19 protein-coding genes are annotated in these 20,318 nt (G+C 44.3%); 5 read left to right on the forward strand and 14 right to left on the reverse strand.

Annotation, left to right across the window (positions count from 1 at the left end; genetic code table 11):
* Positions 1 to 101: 101 nt before the first annotated feature.
* Positions 102 to 551 (forward strand): TerB family tellurite resistance protein, encoded by a 450-nt coding sequence (locus tag ATB74_RS17455; RefSeq protein ID WP_061019275.1) that lies wholly within the window; start codon positions 102 to 104, stop codon positions 549 to 551.
* A 90-nt stretch (positions 552 to 641) separates the two neighbouring features.
* On the opposite strand, the gene ATB74_RS17460 is transcribed toward ATB74_RS17455, so the two are convergent.
* The 6 genes from ATB74_RS17460 to ATB74_RS17480 form a co-directional block, all read right to left on the reverse strand.
* Positions 642 to 1,079 (reverse strand): hypothetical protein, encoded by a 438-nt coding sequence (locus ATB74_RS17460; protein WP_060981760.1) that lies wholly within the window; start codon positions 1,077 to 1,079, stop codon positions 642 to 644.
* A 5-nt stretch (positions 1,080 to 1,084) separates the two neighbouring features.
* A complete protein-coding gene (locus ATB74_RS17465; RefSeq protein ID WP_061019331.1) occupies positions 1,085 to 1,789 on the reverse strand; it encodes a winged helix-turn-helix domain-containing protein in 705 nt (234 codons plus the stop codon).
* Positions 1,790 to 2,164: 375 nt separating this feature from the next.
* On the reverse strand, positions 2,165 to 2,302 hold the full coding sequence (locus ATB74_RS24145; protein ID WP_155645071.1) for a hypothetical protein: 138 nt from the start codon (positions 2,300 to 2,302) through the stop codon (positions 2,165 to 2,167).
* 15 nt (positions 2,303 to 2,317) lie between these two features.
* A complete protein-coding gene (locus ATB74_RS17470) occupies positions 2,318 to 2,674 on the reverse strand; it encodes an antibiotic biosynthesis monooxygenase family protein (RefSeq protein ID WP_061019276.1) in 357 nt (118 codons plus the stop codon).
* 307 nt (positions 2,675 to 2,981) lie between these two features.
* Positions 2,982 to 3,512: a 3'-5' exonuclease gene (locus tag ATB74_RS17475; RefSeq protein WP_017068784.1), complete on the reverse strand. Its 531-nt coding sequence runs from the start codon at positions 3,510 to 3,512 to the stop codon at positions 2,982 to 2,984.
* An 87-nt stretch (positions 3,513 to 3,599) separates the two neighbouring features.
* The gene (locus ATB74_RS17480) at positions 3,600 to 5,138 is read right to left on the reverse strand and encodes a sensor domain-containing diguanylate cyclase (RefSeq protein ID WP_060981758.1); all 1,539 of its coding nucleotides are present in this window, start codon (positions 5,136 to 5,138) and stop codon (positions 3,600 to 3,602) included.
* Positions 5,139 to 5,486: 348 nt separating this feature from the next.
* On the opposite strand from ATB74_RS17480, the gene ATB74_RS17485 reads away from it, so the two are divergent.
* The 3 genes from ATB74_RS17485 to ATB74_RS17495 all read left to right on the forward strand — a co-directional run bounded on the left by ATB74_RS17485 (position 5,487) and on the right by ATB74_RS17495 (position 11,082).
* On the forward strand, positions 5,487 to 6,119 hold the full coding sequence (locus ATB74_RS17485) for a DUF2760 domain-containing protein (protein ID WP_048658430.1): 633 nt from the start codon (positions 5,487 to 5,489) through the stop codon (positions 6,117 to 6,119).
* Positions 6,119 to 8,089 (forward strand): Hsp70 family protein, encoded by a 1,971-nt coding sequence (locus tag ATB74_RS17490; RefSeq protein WP_061019277.1) that lies wholly within the window; start codon positions 6,119 to 6,121, stop codon positions 8,087 to 8,089. Before ATB74_RS17485 ends, ATB74_RS17490 begins: the two co-directional genes overlap by 1 nt.
* Before the next feature lie 152 nt (positions 8,090 to 8,241).
* Positions 8,242 to 11,082, forward strand: coding sequence for an Hsp70 family protein (locus ATB74_RS17495; protein ID WP_061019278.1), 2,841 nt, complete (start codon positions 8,242 to 8,244; stop codon positions 11,080 to 11,082).
* Positions 11,083 to 11,236: 154 nt separating this feature from the next.
* Here ATB74_RS17495 and ATB74_RS17500 read toward each other — a convergent pair whose 3' ends face one another.
* Complete coding sequence (locus tag ATB74_RS17500) at positions 11,237 to 11,452, reverse strand: hypothetical protein (RefSeq protein ID WP_012604204.1); 216 nt, start codon at positions 11,450 to 11,452, stop codon at positions 11,237 to 11,239.
* A gap of 329 nt (positions 11,453 to 11,781) precedes the next feature.
* Between ATB74_RS17500 and ATB74_RS17505 the strand changes: the two genes are divergently transcribed.
* On the forward strand, positions 11,782 to 12,780 hold the full coding sequence (locus ATB74_RS17505) for a sensor domain-containing diguanylate cyclase (protein ID WP_061019279.1): 999 nt from the start codon (positions 11,782 to 11,784) through the stop codon (positions 12,778 to 12,780).
* A gap of 51 nt (positions 12,781 to 12,831) precedes the next feature.
* Here the strand turns inward: ATB74_RS17505 and ATB74_RS17510 are convergent, their stop codons facing one another.
* From ATB74_RS17510 to ATB74_RS17540, 7 genes are all read right to left on the reverse strand, one after another.
* The gene (locus tag ATB74_RS17510) at positions 12,832 to 13,305 is read right to left on the reverse strand and encodes a DUF2947 domain-containing protein (protein ID WP_061019280.1); all 474 of its coding nucleotides are present in this window, start codon (positions 13,303 to 13,305) and stop codon (positions 12,832 to 12,834) included.
* Between the two features lie 152 nt (positions 13,306 to 13,457).
* The gene (rimJ, locus tag ATB74_RS17515; protein WP_061019281.1) at positions 13,458 to 14,045 is read right to left on the reverse strand and encodes a ribosomal protein S5-alanine N-acetyltransferase; all 588 of its coding nucleotides are present in this window, start codon (positions 14,043 to 14,045) and stop codon (positions 13,458 to 13,460) included.
* An 18-nt stretch (positions 14,046 to 14,063) separates the two neighbouring features.
* A complete protein-coding gene (tyrR, locus tag ATB74_RS17520; protein ID WP_060981754.1) occupies positions 14,064 to 15,608 on the reverse strand; it encodes a transcriptional regulator TyrR in 1,545 nt (514 codons plus the stop codon).
* Positions 15,609 to 15,731: 123 nt separating this feature from the next.
* On the reverse strand, positions 15,732 to 16,784 hold the full coding sequence (locus ATB74_RS17525; RefSeq protein ID WP_061019282.1) for a YcjF family protein: 1,053 nt from the start codon (positions 16,782 to 16,784) through the stop codon (positions 15,732 to 15,734).
* Positions 16,785 to 16,798: 14 nt separating this feature from the next.
* Positions 16,799 to 18,172, reverse strand: coding sequence for a YcjX family protein (locus ATB74_RS17530; protein ID WP_061019283.1), 1,374 nt, complete (start codon positions 18,170 to 18,172; stop codon positions 16,799 to 16,801).
* 218 nt (positions 18,173 to 18,390) lie between these two features.
* Complete coding sequence (locus ATB74_RS17535) at positions 18,391 to 18,576, reverse strand: hypothetical protein (RefSeq protein ID WP_004734731.1); 186 nt, start codon at positions 18,574 to 18,576, stop codon at positions 18,391 to 18,393.
* A 164-nt stretch (positions 18,577 to 18,740) separates the two neighbouring features.
* On the reverse strand, positions 18,741 to 20,258 hold the full coding sequence (locus ATB74_RS17540) for a fumarate hydratase (protein WP_017068776.1): 1,518 nt from the start codon (positions 20,256 to 20,258) through the stop codon (positions 18,741 to 18,743).
* Between the last annotated feature and the right edge of the window lie 60 nt (positions 20,259 to 20,318).

Genomic DNA, 20,318 nt, shown 5'->3' on the forward strand with positions numbered 1-20,318 from the left:
TATTGCTGGCTTATCCGTAATGTCAGTTTTAAGTAAAAGGGCTTGCGATCACACTTTGTAGGCCCAATAGTTATAATATTCACCATTACTGGAACGCTCTTATGTTTAATTCACTTACATCGTTATTTAAACAGTTGGTCGAAGGCTCTGATTTAGGCAAAACGCCTATCGCCTCACCAAACTTAGCTATCGCCAGTTTGTTATGCGAAGTCGCAGGCGCAGACCACGAAATCAACGAGTCAGAACAAGAAGCGAAGTTGAGCTTACTGCAACGTCTGTTGGGCATTACTGAAGAAGAGTCGAAAGCCTTGTTACAACAAGCTGAGCCGCAAGTTGAACAATCTGTTTCTTTGTATGATTTCACCTCTCAACTGCGTGAGCTGTCACAGCCAGTGCGAATCGATTTAATCAAAGCTATGTGGGAAGTGGCGCACGCCGACGGGGAAATTGACCCTATCGAAGACTCTGTGATCCGTAAAACAGCAGAACTGCTCTACGTCGACCACAGTGACTTTATCAAGACTAAGTTGAACGTCCTCGGTAAAAGCTAACCAAAGGCTTTCTACTCGTGTTAATGCTCTCTATTGAGATAAGCAGTAACTATTAGAGTAAACAGTAACTATCAAAGTAAATGGTATCTATCAGCGTAAGCGGTCGCCATGCATGATGCCTTTAAGCTCTAACGGCGTGCCCTTTTTCGTCACATAAAGGCCACGCTGATTTGATACCAACACACTGCGCTTACCTTGTGTTTGTTGAATATATAAATGCTTAATATTGAACGTCTGTTTATCTTGGGCCTGATCTTGATCCAATTGATAAAAGTAGTAGTGATTCCCCCAACGTAAGAACACACCAAACATTTGCTTGGTTTGGACGACATTTCCATCGATGTCGTAACCAATGTACTGCATTTTAACACGGCCATTTTCCAATCGAAGTGAGAGCTTTTCCCAGCCTACCATTGGATATTTCGCGGTAAATTTATATGTACTTTTGGTTACGAGCCCAGAAATTAAGCCGACATTTAGAATAACAAAAAGCGTCAACAAGATAGGCATCCAAAACTTACGATTCATATCGGCTATCCTCGCTCATCTTCATTGTCGTCATCACAAGAGAGCGATTTAAAGTGATGGCTCATCTCTTTCCAACGCCCATTGATCAACGCAACAGCTTGAATGTTCTGACACCCAACTCCAATGCGATGTAGGTAGAGCGAATCAACACCAAGCTCTGACACGGTATTCAACTCGGTTAAGAGCGCTTGATCAAAATTCAAACTGTCGTGATAAACATCCATGCCGCGATAGGCAGTCTTATCCATAAAAAACGCAAACTGATAAAACAACATAAGAATAAACACACTGACTATGGTTCCGGCGATGCTAGATTTGTGACGAACAATAAAGCGCTGCACCTGACGTCGTTTCTGTGATTCCTGTTGCTGGGCTAATAGTGGCTCGCCTGCATTGCAGTCGCGCTCGGTATTAGCCCCCCTTGAAGCCGAGGTTTCGCTAAGATCTTTAGCTAGAGGAACTTCAATTTGAGGTGCTTCAACTTGACTAGCAGAAGTCGAGTTTGATAGATAACTATCAAGCTGTTGAGGTTTACTAAAACTGTATCCTTCCTTTTGAACCGTTAGAATTTTGCAATCACACCCGATTGAATTTAAGGCTGTGCGAATGTTCTTAACCGCGACGTTGAGCGAGCTTCCCGTGACGACCCTGCCAGGCCAACAATGCTCAAGCAAGAAGTCTCGACCAACGGCCTTCGGACTATTCTTCACTAGCTGTTCAAGGATCAGACTTTCTGAGGGAGACAAGGAGACCCGCTTATTAAAGTTCGAATCGGTGAGTGTATTATTAATAAGCTCTACACCCGAATCATCTAAGGTGATTTTTTCAGGGCTATTAGCATTCATTTAGGTGAGGGGCTCATATATAAAAAGGTCATCAAAAAGGTATTTGTTTGGTTGAGCTAATGCCGAACCATACATAGAAAAGAATGGTGATAAGTTTAGCCAATAATTTAGCCAGATATAAGCTCAGCAAGTAACAAGATGAAATAAGAATAAGGTGAGTTGGTAATGTAAACTCACTCACCTTTGTACCAAGCCAGCATCAATCAAGTTAGCAAATGCTTTTTTCTGCTGAGGCATCACCTAAAATACCGCTTGAGCATCATCGGTTTTCCAAGCCACGGACACACCGTATGCGGCAGCATAGGCATGAGTTGAAAATAGAGCAGCTGAAAATAGAAAGCTAAAAATTGCTAAAAAGGTTCCTAGAGTCGTTTTCATTGTGTAGTTTCCTAATTAGTCGCGAACAATTTCATACAAGTTAGGGTCAGCAGAAACCCCTTCGATTTTTAAAGGTGGTAGCTCTTTTCTCATCACTTGTATTGCATCATGGAATTGCTTTTTACTTTCCCACTCAGCAACATTGATGAAACGGTATGTCGCGTCTGAGCTTAAAGAACGGTGCAGTGTAGTCGAAAGGTATCCTGGTTGCTGCTCTAGTACATCTCTAGCACTTTCCCAATACGCTAGCGTAGCGGCTTCATGAGCAGGCTCGACTGAAAAAGTATTTATCAATATAACAGGTTGTGCCGAAACCAATGCGCTCACGCTTAGGGCTCCCAATGCCATTCCATACTTAATAATGTTCTTCATCCTATTCTCCTTGTTTTGGGTGAGCTAACGCTATCATCAAGCCCTACCCAATCAAGGCTGCAACCTGCGATTTAATATTAATTAAAAAGCTAAATTTCAAACCAATATTATTCACTCGTTAAATAAGCGATGTAGCCATTTACTATTGATAAACCACTCGCTGATATGAGTTTTCTTTGGATAGTAATTACCCTCAAATAGCAGGTACAAAAAAACCACCTAATAAGTAGGTGGCTCTTAGTTTGAATAACTCATAAGAATCAGGCTGGTTTTAAGTTTTTAACCAAGCGCCTGTTTAACGCAATGACTACAGCATCGTCAGCGTTAGCTTAGCCAAGTTGTAAGCATCAACATAACCAGAGTGCTGACGGCCTTCCCACTCAATGTTTTTCGCTTCTTGAGCGGCGCGGTGACCAATGCGTTTGTCTTTCAATCGATTCTGAACTCGATAAAGCGTTGCGATATTCAAGAACTCACTGAACGGAGGTTCGATGCCTTTCTCAATACACTCTTTGTGTAAAATGAGGTCGTCACGTCCCCACGCTGCATAGATTTTTTTTGGACCACCGAAGTTTTTAATCATCGACTTGATGACAGACTCTAATGGGCGGCCCTGCTTTTCGATTTTACGAGGTGTAATGCCCGTTAACTCGGCACAGAATAGAGAGACTTCGTCTTTCTCTGGCTTAACGTAGTATTGTGCTCGCTTCACGATAGTGCCAGATGCTAGATCAATCTCAGCAAGACCAACTTCAATGATCTCCCCTGTTGTTCCTACACCGTCTTCGCTCCAACAGCACATTTCCAAATCGAAACACACCACTCGATTGTGATTCATACGTCGCCTAATTCTCTCGTCAAAAATTTCGTGAAATTGTACATGAGCCTAATAAAGAACTCGACCCTAGTCGAACTAAGTGCTCATTTAGCCTGCAATTGTGACGCGATCTCGACCATTTAACTTACTTTGATAGAGCATACTGTCGGTTTTCTGAAGTATCTCTTCAATGTTTTCTGTCGAATGAATAGTCGCACCAATACTCAACGTACAATTTAACTGTTGGCCTTTGTACTCACAATGAGAGTGGCTCACTGTACGAAGAATGCATTCCAGGTATCGAGCTAACGATTCATGGTCTGATATGCTGGAAATGATACTGAATTCATCACCACCGAGACGGAACACATGATCGCCCTCCTTCAAGCTAACGGAGATAAGTTGAATCACATGAATCAACAAAGCATCACCCGCGGGGTGACCAAATTGGTCGTTGATGCCTTTGAATTTATCTACATCAAACCCAATCAAACTAAACGATTGACCAGATTCAGTGACCTTTTCTAACTCCTTGTTAAATGCACGTCGATTATAGACTTCAGTCAGGCTGTCATGGTTAGCTAAGAAGCGAAGTTCTTCGGTTCTTTCATCCAACATTTGATATAGACGTTCTTTTTCGCGGATTTGCATATTCACGATATAAGCAAGTAGTAATGAAATGGTTGTACCAACCAACGCGATTCCTGTTAACACGAGATAACCGTAAAAAGAGATGCAAGAATCTATTTTGTAATCAATTTTCCAATCCCGATTGGTCAATTCAATGGTCTTAGTGATGTGATGCCCTGTCACACCTTCATACCCGGCGGTTTCAAATAGAATTGGGGAATCTTCGGCTTCAAACCCCGTGTCAGTAACACGAATGTAGACATCCATATCACCCACAGCAGAAGCCAATAGATTCTCAAAGTAATAAGTTGTGCGAACCACACCAATCACAACACCGAGTAAATTATCACTCTCCCCTTCAAATACAGGGTGATAAACCAACATGCCACTTTTTGGTGTGTCTTGGTCTAAGCCATCTTGTATTAAGCGAACTTTGTCTGAGATATTCGCTTCACGCGTCTGCTTAATATTTTCTAAAATGAGCTTGAACCGCTCTCGAGAAGAGTAAAACCCAAGCACTTTTTTGTTTGCTTCTGTATTAGGGTAGAGATCAGAAGCAATAAAAGCAGGCTCGCCATCTAAGATGTAGCCGTAGGCTTTGGGTTTGTGTTTAGGAATGGTAAACAACTTATAGAATGGGTATTTTTCTTTCATTTTTGCCGTGTGCTCCGCAATCTCATCTACGGGCACTTTTTGCATCCACTGCAAACCAATCAGGCTCTTTGAGTCGTTAATGGTTTGCTGAGCAAAACGGTCAAACTTATCCCAATTTTCCGGTTCATTAGAATAGAAAAAATTAGCACCGGAGCCAATGTAAGCCACATCATTTCGAATAAACGCTTCCAAGCTCAGTGTCTGGTGAGTAGCAAAGCTATTCAAATTCATATTCAATGCGCGGTTTTGGTTTAGCGCGACTAATATAAAACACAACACTGTAATCAAAAAACTGACCGAAAATACGATCAATGGGAGAGTTCGTCTCTTCAACCCAGTTAGTGGGTCGGTAGTGTGAGGCATGTGGCTTCCAAATAGGCTCTAATGAGCTAAAAGTATATAACGGAAGGGAATGATGCTCCATTTATGTTTGGTCTAAAAACTGACATAAAACAGGCATTGTTTACCTACCTCTTACATCAGCGGCCAATATTCAGGCAAATCTCGACTAAATTTCACGCTAACACACCAAAAATCCACTTGATTGAAAACATTAAATACAACTCTTAAGCCTTGAATATGCTAGTATCCACCCATATTTATAGCTTGAAAGTGACCGTTTCGGCTTCGTGCCATTGAGTTTCTTTCCAACCTGTATATTCCTTTAAACCGACGAATATACCGTTAAATCAATTTTAAAGAGAAATCACTATGATCGTTGATTTGAACCTAATCCCACAGACGTTTGATATGCTTCACGCAGGCCTAACTGCATCAAGCGTTTTACTACTGTTAATTGCCGTTTCTCGTAAAACCAAAGTGGTTGAGAAAGTCGTAGAAAAACCAGTAGAAAAGATCGTTGAAGTTGAAAAGCCAGTTGAGAAAATTGTCGAAGTAGAAAAAGTTGTTGAAGTTGAGCGTGTGATCGAAAAAGTAGTAGAAGTTGAATCTAAACTGGCTACAGCACCAACAGATTCTGCAATGCAGCTACTGTCTATCATGCAGCAAGAAGCACGTTTAATTGACTTCCTAAAAGAAGACCTAACGTCATTCTCTGATGAAGAAGTTGGCGCAGCCGCTCGTGTTATTCACACGGGCGGTCAAAAAGTATTAGCCGATTACGTAACGCTATCTCACATCCGCAGCGAAGATGAAGAAACACGTATCACTATCGCTGAAGGTTTCAACCCTCAAGAAATTCGCCTAACAGGTAACGTAACGGGCAATGCACCATTCAACGGCACACTGGTTCACAAAGGTTGGAAAGCAACTGACATGAACCTGCCTAAGCTTGCTGAAAACTACGATGCATCTGTAATTGCACCGGCAGAGGTAGAGCTATAATGGAACACCAAACTCAGACATCATCGCAAGAGCTAGCTTCTCAAGGTCTAGAGCATCAGGCACCTAAGTTCAGCGTTGGTATCGATTTAGGTACTACACACTGCGTTTTATCTTACATCGACACAACGAATGAAGATGCACGCGTTGAGGTAATGCCAATTCCTCAGCTTACGGCTCCTGGTACAGTAGAAACTCGCAGCCAACTTGGCTCGTTCCTATACCAACCGCACGAACATGAAATGAATGCGGGCTCTCGCGTTCTTCCTTGGTCTTCAGAGCCGAAAGCGCTAGTGGGTGCGATTGCTCGTAACCTTGGTTCGAAAACCCCTATCCGTTTAGTAGCAAGTGCAAAATCTTGGTTATGCCACGGTGGTGTTAACCGTCGCGATGCTTTCCTTCCTGCAGGCAGCCCTGAAGAAGTGGAAAAAGTATCTCCGCTTAAGACAACTGAATTGTATCTTGAGCATCTTAAAGACGCTTGGAACCACGCAAACCCAGAACACAAGCTGGCAGACCAAGATGTAACGATCACGGTTCCTGCTTCGTTTGATCCTGCGGCTCGTGACCTAACAGCAGAAGCTGCACGTAATGTTGGTTTCACTCACCTAACGCTTCTTGAAGAGCCACAAGCTGCTCTTTACAGCTGGATTGATAACAGCAACGACACATGGCGTGATGAAGTAAACGTTGGTGACATCGTTCTTGTTGTCGATATCGGTGGTGGTACTACCGACCTTTCATTAGTTGAAGTAACACAAGATGACGGTAACCTAAGCCTGAACCGTATCGCAGTAGGTGAACACATCCTACTTGGCGGCGACAACATGGACTTAGCACTGGCTTACCGCCTGAAAATGAAACTGGCTCAAGAAGGCAAAGAGCTGGCTCCTTGGCAGGTTCAAGCAATGACTCACGCATGTCGTGATGCGAAAGAAGCACTGCTAAACGATGCTGAACTGCAATCTGTGCCTATCGTTGTACCAAGCCGTGGTTCTAAACTACTTGGCGCAACACTGAAAACAGAACTGACTCAGCAAGAAGTACAACAAACATTGGTTGATGGCTTCTTCCCGAAAGTAGCCGTGACTGAGCACCCAGTACAAAAGACGCGTGGCGCACTGACTCAAATGGGTCTGCCTTACGCTCAAGATGCCGGTATTACTCGTCACATTGCCGCATTCCTTTCTAAGCAAGCAAACGCGCTTTCTGGAAATGGCGAAACGGCTCAGCAAGATTTCAACCCGTTTGCAAACATGCCCGGTATGCCCGGTACAGAAGCGCAAGGGTCAGAAGCGCCAGCGGCAGACTTCATCAAGCCAACAGCAATCCTGTTCAATGGTGGTGTTCTAAAATCAAACCTACTTGCTGATCGCCTTTCAGATACGATCAACGAATGGCTGATCAATGTTGACGAAGAGTTCGCTAAACAGCTTTCAGGTTTAGATTTAGACCTAGCAGTTGCAAGCGGTGCTTCTTACTACGGCGCAGTTCGTCGTGGCCAAGGCGTTCGTATCCGTGGCGGTATCGCTTCTTCTTACTACGTAGGAATTGAAAGCGCGATGCCAGCAATCCCAGGTATGGCTCCTCCGATGGAAGCACTGTGTGTTGCACCATTTGGTATGGAAGAAGGCTCAAGCGTACAAGTACCTAGCCAAGAGTTCGGTCTAGTGATTGGTCAGCCAGTACACTTCCAGTTCTTCGGTTCAACCACTCGTCGTGAAGATCAAGCGGGCACGCACCTTGATCACTGGGCGCCTGAAGAGCTTGATGAGCTTCCTGAAATCCAAGTGACACTGCCTGTATCTGAAGGCCGTCGCGAAGGTGAAGTGGTTCCAGTTACTCTGGCTTCTCGCGTTACTGAGCTAGGTACCTTATACCTGGAAGCGATTGCCACTGACAACGGTCAGAAGTGGCACGTTGAGTTCGATGTTCGTGAAGACTCAAATAACGACTCAAACGAACAAGCATAACGAATCAACGGCACCTTAGCGGGTGCCGTTACTTTATCAATGTAGTTCTCAATCTAGTCCTGCCTGTTTCTCAGGAATGACGTTTACGAATAACAACAATAAGACCAAAGCTATCAAAAACTGGTCATCACTCTGGAAGAATAAGGTTTTGTATGGCAACTCCTCGTTTTTTAGTCGGCATTGACTTAGGCACAACGAATACGGTTGTCGCTTACTGTGAAATCAACGACGACCTACAACATGCTCCCGTTTCTCTTTTCGATATTGACCAACTCATCGGCCCCGGTGAAGTGGTTCGCAAGCCCCTACTCCCATCGTTTCGTTACCACCCGGCACAAGGTCAAATCTCCCCTTCTGACCTAACAATGCCGTGGGAACCAAGCCCCGTTGAAGGCGATATTAAGAACGTTATCGTCGGTGAATGGGCCCGTGAATTGGGCGCTAAGGTTGAAGGCCGCCAAGTATCGAGTGCTAAGAGTTGGTTATCACACCAAGCGGTTGACCGTAACTCCGACATTCTGCCTTGGGCTGGCGCAGCTGATGTCGACAAAGTCTCGCCAGTTGTGGCGAGTGCAAGCTACCTCAACCACATTCGCCAAGCATGGAACTACCGTAACCCAAGCAACAAGCTTGAAGACCAAGATGTTGTGGTTACCGTTCCCGCTTCATTCGATGAGACAGCGCGTAAACTAACACTCGAAGCCGCAGAACTGGCAGGCTTAGGTAAGATTCTGTTACTCGAAGAGCCGCAAGCCGTTTGTTATGACTGGTATGCCCGTCACCAACAAACCGCAGCGGATGAACTTCAAAAAATCCCGCTGATTCTAGTGTGTGATGTTGGTGGCGGTACCACCGACTTGAGCTTAATTGAAGCCAAGTTCGATGCGAATAGCGACGGTAAGAACGAACTCGCGCTCGACCGTATCGGCGTTGGCGAACACTTGATGCTCGGTGGTGATAACCTCGACTTAGCACTTGCTCACCTTGCTGAGCAACGCTTCAATCAAAACAAAAAGCTGAATGCCTCTAGCCTAACCAAACTGATTCAGCAGACTCGCGCTGCAAAAGAGAGCCTACTTTCTGCCAATGCACCAGATGATGTGAAGATCACCATGCTCGGTAGCGGTTCTAAACTGCTTGGCGGAACTAAGAGTATTGGTTTAACCAAACAAGAAGTTCATCAAATCGCATTGGAAGGTTTCTTCCCGCTTTCTGAGTTTACAGAAGTGCCAGACAAACGCCGCAGTGCTGTTGTTGAATTTGGCCTGCCTTACGTGGCTGACCCTGCGGTGAGTAAGCACGTTGCAGAATTCCTAGCAACACACCAACAAGTGTCTAAAGCCGCATTGGAAAACTCAGACTCGATTGAGTTCGATGACACTAAACCCGCAATTCCAGTTGGTGTGCTACTCAATGGTGGTGTGTTTAACAGTGAATTGGTCACTGAGCGAATCACTCAGCTACTGGGCAACTGGAACGGTTCTCCAATCACAGTGCTTGATAACCCTCATCCTGATTGGTCTGTTGCCCTTGGTGCGGTTGCTTTTGGTAAAGCCCGCCGTGGTGCACAACTGAAAATCGGTGGTGGTGCCGCTCGTTCTTACTTCTTGCATCTACAAGAGAAGAACAAGATGGGCAAAGCACTTTGTCTGCTTGCCAAGGGGACTGAGGAAGGACAAGAGATACGCTTAAACAGCCGTCGCTTCTCGCTGACTTTAGGTGAGCCAGTACGATTTAATCTACTGACTTCAACACATGATCAAATTGCTCACGACACTGCCATTCAAAACGGCGTGATGGTCAATGTGGATGCCGACTTGTTCTCCCCTCTTCCACCGTATATCTCTACCTTGGAAGGCTCAGGTACTGCAGAACTTCAAGCCAACCAAAAAGAGCGTGTTGAAGTACTGCTTGCTTGTCAGTTAACCGAAGTCGGCACACTGAAAATGGAGTGTGTGAGTACAGAAGATGACTCTAAACGTTGGTTGCTTGAGTTTGAAGTAAGAAACAAGCAAGGCGATGAATCTGATACCTCAGCGCTTCACCCAAGATTGGAAGAGTGTAAGGAATTGATTTCTCGCTTGTACAGCGGCAACAAGAAGAGTGCTGAATCGAAAGAGATCAAAACGCTATCGAAAGATCTTGAGAAGCGACTAGGTAAACGCGATGAATGGGACTTCACGACCCTTCGTCATCTGTTTGATACGTTCTCATTAGGTCGTAAACGTCGTCGCCGCTCAGAAGCACACGAGAAGAACTGGCTACGTTTGGCGGGTTACTCACTGCGCCCAGGCTTTGGTGACCCTACCGATTCATGGCGCATCGAACAAATTTGGGGCCTTTACCAACAGAACATTCAGTTCAAGAACCACCAAGGTTGGACAGACTGGTGGGTATTCTGGCGTCGTGTCGCTGGCGGGCTCAACCAAGAGCAGCAAGAGAGTATCTTGGCAGACATCGCTAAATACCTTCACCCAGGTGCAATGAAGAACCCTAAAACAGCCAAAGATGCGCAAGACAATGGTTATGAAGCCATGGTTCGTTTAGCGGCGTCACTTGAGCAACTTGAGGTTGAAGACAAAGTACTGCTGGCAAGTTGGTTCTTAAGCAAAGCGATTAATCATAACCAATTTGAACAAGCGCACTGGTGGGCACTGGGTCGATTGGCTTCAAGAACACCTTTGTATGGTAGCCAACACAGCGTGATTCCTAGAGAACAAGCTGAACAATGGTTACCGAAACTGCTTGAGCAGAACTGGCATAAAGAGCAGATGATCGCCTTTGCCGCGGTGATGATTTGTCGTAAAACCGGTGACCGTCAGTTTGATATCTCTGACGACTATCGCAATCAAGTGATTGAGAAGCTTAAGCAAAGCAAGGTGCCAGAGTCTTGGTTAACGCTAGTGAGTGAAGTAACAGAGCTTTCTGAGAGCGAGTCTAAGCGTGTGTTTGGTGACGCGTTACCAAGCGGATTAAGCCTGATTAATAGCTAGTTTAAAACTCGTTATTTTGAGTGCTGAGTAGTAAAGAAAAAGCCACTTTCGATTCGTTGAAAGTGGCTTTTTTATTGGTGGGTTAAGGCTGGTATGTGTCGTTGATAATCAGCTTTGGGGTTAAGAGCCTTAGCCGTATTGCAGTTAATCATTGTTAATGTTTAGTTCCAGTTGGGTTGATAGGAAAATCCGTATTCTCATAAATGTCAGACAGTTTTTTCGGTTTCTTCTCTTTAGCTCCTTTATTTGATTGATTATGAGTTTCGCTTAAAAGCCATTCCTCATGCATTTTTGCGGAATCCAAAAACTCTGGATCTTCCATTGCTTCCTTGCGAAGTTTATTTACACGTTCGAGAGTATCCCAAATCATAATACTTCACCTCCACTAAGGCTACACTTCCAATATAGAACTCCCCCCTATTGATTCAATACTTTCCGGTTAAACTATAGTGAATTTGTGATTTACATATCGAAAAAGGCTTTATAAATGCATTATTTGAACAGACAAAACTCACTTATTTTTATTAAAAAATAAATATGGTTAGGGTGGTTTCTATAATTTTTTATAAACGCACCACCTAGGAGGTACTGTATTTTCCCATCAAGGCTACAAATGAATAAAAATGTATTATTTCAGATTGTAAAGACAATTTTTTGACATTATAGTCAACAGTATGACATTCCATCAGGTGATCATTAATGCCATTTACTAACATATATAAGTCTAGCTCCAAATATGCCATAAATGATCTAGTTAAAGATATGGATCTATCTTTATGGAAAAGCATGCTCAACAATATTGCAGAAGTGCTTAATGCTCCAGCTGTTGGGCTTATTCTTACTGCTGAAGTAGGATTTCAAAACATTGCTATGTCCACATCTCCAGGGGTCAAAGCAAACCCAGGGAAGATAATCCCTAAGGACATCAACCTCTATTGCAAGAAAGTGATGGACACAAGAGCTATGCTCTACGTTCACAACGCTACAGGCCTAGATGAGTGGAGCAACAATCCTGAACTAACACAGATGGGCTATGTCTCTTACCTTGGGTTACCTATCTTTCACTCCGATGGAAGTATGTTTGCTACGCTTTGTGCTCTAGATACTAAAGAAACATCTTATCAAACTGTCCAGATAAACTTAATGGAAAGCATTCGAGCTTTATTGGAGCGCGAAGTCCATACCGCCGAAAGAGTTAGAAATTTAAAATTCACATCAATTCACGATGAACTAACTCAAGTTTTTAATCGGCGCGGTGTGCTGAATGAATCTCCAAAGATTATTGATAATGCTTCTGAATATGGCCTAGCAATTGGGTTCATTTATTTTGACATTGATGGCCTGAAATATATCAATGATAACTTCGGGCATAATATTGGTGACCAATATATAAAATGCTTTTCCAATTCACTTAAACAAAACACTCGCAAGGAAGACATTTGTGGCCGAATTGGTGGTGATGAGTTCGTTCTATTGTGTAGAGATGTCTCAGAAACCTCTTTAGAGCAAATAGTAACTCGAGTTAAATCAGATTTTGATAAGCACTTCAAAAATTTGGGGATCAATTCTCGAGCTGACTTTAGTCAAGGAACACTAATTTACTCATCGAATCCACCCCCTATCCATGAATTAATAAAGTTAGCCGATATAAAAATGTATGAAAACAAGATGAGTAAACGTTGTGCTAAATTCAAATAAAAAAGCGAGCTCTAGGCTCGCTTTTCTATAGCTTTTAACTCGTTCTACAGCTTACGCGCGGTTACCAATTTTCACAGTGCCATTTGTAGCAAACCAAAGTGCTTCTGAACGACGACGACCGAGTAGAATTGGGCCGTCATCGTAGAACAAAAAGTTTTTCCAATGCTTCTTGAAAATCGCCCATTTGGTTTCAAGAACATTGTATTTTTCATAACAAAAATAAACAGTTACGTCATCTTGCCAATCAATAAAGTTAAGAATCTCTTCTGGCATTTCTGGCTCATCCGCTTCCCAATGCGCCATCCAGCTGATCTCTTCATTCCAGTTCGATGTTTTACTTGGCCAGTCTTGCGAGCTCAGTCGTTCTGCATCTGGGCTTTGAGGGCTCACGTTCTCTTTCCAGAACTGTGATGCTCTCGCCTGTGTCATTGGCTTAATCTTTTCCAAGTCCTCTGCCGGCAGCGGCATTGACTGGTGTGTGAAAATCCATTTTCTTTGGTATTCGTCCAAAGTTGTGTATGACATCAAAATTCCTCAAATATCTTCTCAGGCTGATGGATTTACCATGCCTATCTGTTCTTTTTGATGCAGTGACGGTTTCATTTTATCTATGTCGTCACTGCCTCTAAATCTGTATTTACGCTTAATTGGTACTTACGCCTAATGACTATTGATCTCTATACAGCGCGTCTATCTTCCCAGTTTGGGTTAACTAATGCCGTCAGTATATGGTCTTCCCATTTACTGTTAATCTGTAGGTAGTCTTTAGCAAAACCTTCTCGGACAAAACCAAGATGTTCTAATACACCAGCACTGCGTTCGTTGTGAGGCATGTAGCCCGCCATTAAGCGGTGCATGTTCTGCACATCAAACATATAGTCTTTAGCCATGCTCAAGCCTCTGCGCATGTAACCGTGGCCCTGTGCACTTTGCGCCAATGAGTAACCGACATTACAAGCGTAGAACGGGAAACGCGACAAATTACTGAACGATATGGTGCCTAACATTTCATTAGAGTCAGCGTTAATCAGTAAACAGTAATAGCCTAGCCCCATTTTATGAAGCTCGTTTAACTTGATCAGTCGCTGCGCCCAACTCGCTCTATCAAAGAACGCGTCTTCGCGAATCGGTTCCCAAGGTTTCAGGTATTCTCTGTTAACCTGAAAGTACTCGCTGATCATGCCTGCGTCATCGATTTCAGCCGTGCGTAGAATCAGATTACCATCATGCTTATAAATGCGCTCTGGTGTACTCAAATCTTCCATAATCTTGTTCTTATTCGATCAGTTCTTTCTGATACCGTAGTCACGAAGCTTATTCGCAATTGAGGTGTGAGATACATTCAAACGCTTTGCAAGCTTACGACTTGATGGGAAAGACTGGTAAAGCTTTTCTAGAATCTGAGATTCGTAGTCTTTCATGATTTCATCGAGCGAGCCGTCTAAGCTCAGGTTCGCCATTCCAGCTGTCATTGTTTCAAGCTGTGGCAAGTGGAATTGCTCAACCGTTAGTGTGTCTGAGTCCAACTCTGTTAGCGCACGAAGAACCATGTTGTCCAATTGACGAATGTTGCCCGGCCATTGGTAATTACCAAGCTGATCGATTAACTCTTGAGTCAGTTTTGGTTTTAACATGCCTAACTGCTGCGCGTATTTAGCAACAAACAGTTCCAACAGAGGTGCTACGTCATTTGAGCGTTCACGCAACGCAGGAATAGATAACGTCAGTACATTCAAGCGGTAGAACAGGTCTTCACGAAACGAGCCCGAGTCGGCTAATTCAGAAAGACGATGACGCGTTGACGCAATAATACGAACATCAGCGTGCATCTCTTCTTCTTCACCCACACGACGGAATGAACCATCCTGTAAGAAACGCAGCAGTTTGATTTGTAGATGCGGGCTCATCTCACCAATTTCATCTAAAAATACGGTACCACCATTCGCTTGCTCGAAAATGCCTTTATGACCTTGTTCATGGTTGAATGAACCCGGTGCATGACCAAATAATTCCGTTTCCGCTACATCATCAGGCATCGATGCACAGCTTAGAATCAAGAATGGGAAAGAAGAACGATTTGAACGGTTATGACACGCTTTTGCTAGCATCTCTTTACCTGTACCCGTATCACCCTCAATCAGTAGAGGCTGATCCAGCATAGCCAGTTTCTTAGCTTGGCTAATCAGGGCTTTATGACGATTAGAGACACCAACAAAGTGTTCAAAACCTAAGTTATTCTGTTCAGGGATTGCATCTGGCGTGTTCACCTCTTGGTTGCAAGAACGAATCGTCATTACTGCGCTAGCCAGTACCGCTTCGTTCACATCACCACCAAGGTAAATTGGCAGGATCTCAATAGAGAAATCTAAACCATCCAGCACCACTACTTCACGATGGCGTGTTACATCACCTTCGATCCAACGAGCAAAGTTAAAGCTAGGGACAAACGTCGCTAACGGTTCACCGATGACTTCGTCTTCTTGCTTATTGAAGAGGTTCAATGCAGCGTGGTTAGCCATATCGACTGAGCCTTTAAGGTCAATCGCAATCACGGGATCAGGTAGGTTTGCCAGCAGAGCAATCAGCTCTGTGTTATGCCTTTCGCTTGGCATAAATTGGATTTTACGTACATCCTTCACACCTGAAATTCGGCGAATTTCAGCCATAAGTTCACTAAAAGCATCAAAATCAATATCAGGGCAGTTTAGGTAGATAATGCCTTTAACATCAATTTCGATTCCTCTTAAATCAATGCTTTTTGAGGCCAAGATATCGAGCAACTCACGCGTTAAGCCGAGTCTGTCTTCACACAATACTTCAAGACGCACAAATAGTCCTATTATAGGTGTCAGGATAAGTTGACAGTAGTGTGGATTAAGCTCTGAGTTCAGTCAAGAAGAAGAGTAAACATATGTTTACTCTTCTTCTCAAACTATTGAGCTTTCAATGCTTTATTTGAGAGTAATACGCTTTATTTCTGAAAGAACGGCTTTGCGGAGGTCTGCCAGTTTTACTTTTCGCTCGTTATGCCAAGGCATGGGACGAAGCAATGTCATGGCTTTTAACCCTAATCGAGCAGTCAGGATACCAACACCTAAGCCCTGCCCTGCTCGAGCTGAGACTTTACCAGCTAAGTCCATCGAGACGAGATCCATACTTGCGTCTATCGCGAGTTCACTCGCCCCCGCCGCTGCCATGTTGATTAACACCAACTTAAACAGCTTAATTCGAGACCAGTAGCCAAGCTCAATGCCATACACATCAGCAAGCTTGTCTATCATGGTGAAATTACGCCACGCCACCAGCAACATATCAGCAGCAGCCAATGGGCTCACCGCAACTAAAGCCGCCGATTCGGTCGAGAACTTAGTGACAATTTGAGTCGCCATTTTATCTTGTTGGGCTACAACCAGTGCATCGTACATATCCAACACTTCTGCATCACTGTGCGCTGGGTTAATGCTGTTTCGCCACTTATCGTACGAAGGTGACTCAGCGATAATGCCGCCCTGTTTGGCGATGTTTTCACAGAACGCTTTGCCCTTGCCGACACTTTGACTTTGGAGTAGCTCTTCACTCTGCTCTTGCACACTAAAGTGATCTTTAAGTGAGCGCAGTTTCCACAGCTCTTTGCCTATTGCACCTAAACCCAATGAAGCAATGGCAGCAATGAAGCCTGCCCAGCCTAACGCAAGCCAGTCAGCCGTTTGAATCGCGGTAATGACCGAATCAATTGCCTGCCATCCAACTAGGCCAGAAAAAGCGACCAATAGACCCGTCCCAAACCACTTCTTCTTTTTGCTCGGTCGAATCACTTGTTCCAATTGCTGTTCAGCTTCACCATCAAGATCGGCTTCCACTTGCGGTGCAACAGGGACAAATTTCTCTTGCTCTGTGAACAGTTGTTGAGCGCCTAAATCCGGGCCAACTTCGCTCTTGTCTTGCTCATCAAAAGAGGTCTTCAATGGTTCATTAAAGACCTGCTTTGTTTTTAATTCACTCATTTTGATTGCCTCAATTACTTCAACTTGTCGCCAATGAGATACTCTAAAACCTTGTCGACTCTTAGATGTTGGCAAGGCTCATCGGAATGTTGCTCCATCGGTCTAAAGCTCGTGAAATCAAATTGGTTGGTTTCCCAATACTGTTTGTTGGGCAACTTACGCGGCACCTCTCCCGGATACATGGTTTGAGGGACATTATCCAAAGTCACACCTTGCAACGCCGGAACATTGTCTGAGCCCGACGAGATATAACCCGCGCTGGTGGCTTGAATAGACGCGATACTCATACAACTCATGTCAATGTGTTCAAACGCCGCCTGTTGCCAAGCCGGATGCACCATCTGTTGTAACAATGACACCAAGTTCGGATGTTGATCCGGTGTCACGTGGTCAGCTTTAGTGGCCGCAAATAAGATCTTGTCGATCTTCGGCGCGAATAAGCGTCTTAAGATATTGCTTCGTCCGTACTTGAAGCTCTTAAGTAACTGTTCTAACGCACCGCGCATGTCCATGAAGGAGTCATAGCCCGCATTGAGTGGCTGCAAACAATCCACCAGCACAATTTGTCTGTCGAAGGTTGAGAAATGATTCTTGTAGAACGCTTTCACGACCTTCTGTTGATACTCTTCATAACGCGCTTTCAGTACCGCATAGTTACTTGTTTTTGAGAACTTACCCTCAGGTGCGATACACGGAAAAAATTGCAGCACAGGCGCGGCTTCAAGCTCACCGGGTAATACGAATCGACCCGGCTGTACCCAATGCAGTCCGTTACTTTTACAAGTATGAAGGTACTGGGTATAGCTATTGGCAATCGCGACCAGTTTCTTTTCGTCCGCTTCTGCTAGCAAATCGATATCACCACGCATTGCGTTCCACTGTTGGGAGTAGGTTTCTCTATCGCCTTTCAACGCGGCAAACTGAGATTGGCTCCAGGTATCGAAGTCCATATCCAGTAACGGCAAATCAAGCAGCCACTCTCCTGGATAATCGACAATATCGAGATAAAGGGTGCTGTTTTTACTCAGTAGCTTCTTTGCGCCCTTCGCAGGCTTATATTTGATTGCTAAACGAATCTCACTGACATCACGCGTTGGCACCGGCCATTCTGGTGGCTGTGCATTCAACGACTCCATCGCTTCATCATAAGAGAAGCGTGGGATCATCATGTTGTGTTGCGGGATACGCTTTGCGCCAATAATTCTTCCATCTCTCGCCGATGCAAGCAGTGGCAGGTTTTTATGGGTAGACGTGTGAAGAAGCTGATTAACCAGCGAAGTTATGAATGCTGTCTTACCCGCACGAGAAAGCCCCGTGACTGCTACTCGAATATGAGAATCCGTTCCTCTGCTTATAAAGTCACTCATTTCTTGAGTTAGGTGTTTCATTTGAACGACTCCGTGATAGTTAGGCTAGCTGGTTACTGATAATAGAGAGGCAAGCCTATGTTCTTTCCCAGTTGGGATAGTTTGTATGCTTTTGCTTATCTTGATGTTGATGTTGATGTTGATGAGTATGCAATACACATTCTTAATGCTAGATGAATAAAAGCCCCTGACTACATTCATAATCAGGGGCTTTAGAATTTTTGCACGATATCCGACGTTTAATCGTCTTCAATCAACTTGTAGATAACAAACAGCGCAATCTCTGCAATTAGCCAAAGCGCACATGTAATCGTCACGTATTTATTATCAAAGATACTGATCCCTTTCAAGATCAGGTCGTAGCCAACAAAAGCACCAATCACCACTGCCAAGATAATCTGTAGGATCTGAATAAAACGAGGCATTCCTCTCTCCTATGTTCTTATATCAAACTATGTGTTTATCACTATATCATTGATAATATGACAAAAGTGCAGATAATGCTGCACTTTTGTCTTTAACTTTCTGTCAAAAATTGCAATTCAAACGCTGAAGTTAGCGACAATTACGATTTTTTGGCGTCGGTTAATTACGCTTTCTCAGCTTCAGCAATCTTCACTTTCCACGTGTCAGGGCCGATCTGGTGTGCGTTCACGCCGTTAGAGTCAACCGCTACCGTTACAGGCATGTCTTCAACTTCAAACTCGTAAATGGCTTCCATACCGAGATCTTCAAACGCAACAACGCGTGCCTTTTTAATTGCTTTCGCGACTAAATAAGCTGCACCGCCAACCGCCATTAGGTAAACCGCCTTGTGTTCTTTGATTGATTCAACCGTTGCAGGGCCACGTTCCGCTTTACCGATCATGCCCATAATGCCGGTTTCGTTCAGCATCATGTCAGTGAACTTATCCATACGCGTTGAAGTTGTTGGACCCGCAGGACCTACCGCTTCGTCACCTACTGCATCAACAGGGCCCACGTAGTAAATGAACTTGCCTTTGAAATCAACGCCAGCAGGTAAGCCTTCGCCGCTTTCTAGCATGCCTTGAATACGCTTATGTGCCGCATCACGACCCGTTAAGATCTTACCTGATAGCAGAACCGTTTCGCCGGTCTTCCACTCTTGTACGTCTTCTTTAGTTACTTCATCAAGGTTAACACGGCGTGTGTTTGCGCCCGCTTCCCAAGTGATGTCTGGCCACTCTTCGAGCTTAGGTGGCGTTAGCTCTGCTGGGCCGCTGCCATCTAGTGTGAAGTGAACGTGACGTGTCGCTGCACAGTTCGGGATTAAACAAACTGGCTTAGATGCTGCGTGTGTCGGTGCTGTTTTGATTTTCACATCAACCACAGTCGTTAGACCGCCTAGACCTTGAGCACCAATACCCAGCTTGTTTACACGGTTGAAGATGTCTAGACGAAGCTCTTCTTCTGCGTTCTCAGGACCTTTCTCGATAAGCTCTTGGATATCGATGTGTTCCATCAAAGATTCTTTCGCTAGCACAGCTGCTTTCTCAGCCGTACCGCCGATGCCTATACCTAGCATACCCGGTGGACACCAGCCTGCACCCATTGTTGGTAACGTCTTCTCTACCCATTCTGCAATATCATCAGAAGGGTTCAGCATAACCATCTTGGTTTTGTTCTCAGAACCGCCGCCTTTAGCCGCGATTTGAATTTCAACTTTGTTGCCTGGGACCATATTAATGTGGACAACCGCAGGTGTGTTGTCTTTGGTATTAATACGCTTACCTGCAGGGTCCATTAGGACAGATGCACGCAATGGGTTATCTGGGTTGTTGTAAGCTTGACGAACGCCTTCATCAACCATCTGTTGTACTGTTTGATCCGTTTCCCACCTAACATCCATACCGATGTTCACGAAACAAGTAACAATACCCGTATCCTGACAAATTGGACGATGGCCTTCCGCAGACATACGCGAGTTGATAAGAATCTGAGCAATAGCATCTTTAGCTGCTTGGCTCTCTTCTTTCTCGTACGCTTTTTCTAGGGCTTGGACAAAGTCTAAAGGGTGATAATAAGAAATGTACTGAAGTGCGTCAGCGACACTGCTGATCACATCTTGCTTACGAATAACCGTCATTGCATGCCTCTTTATTGTTCTGGTTCCATGTGGGTTCACAGCTTGGCTATCTATGCCAAA

It is taken from the genome of Vibrio splendidus (assembly GCF_001557875.1).
In the GTDB taxonomy this organism is placed as follows: domain Bacteria; phylum Pseudomonadota; class Gammaproteobacteria; order Enterobacterales; family Vibrionaceae; genus Vibrio; species Vibrio splendidus_F.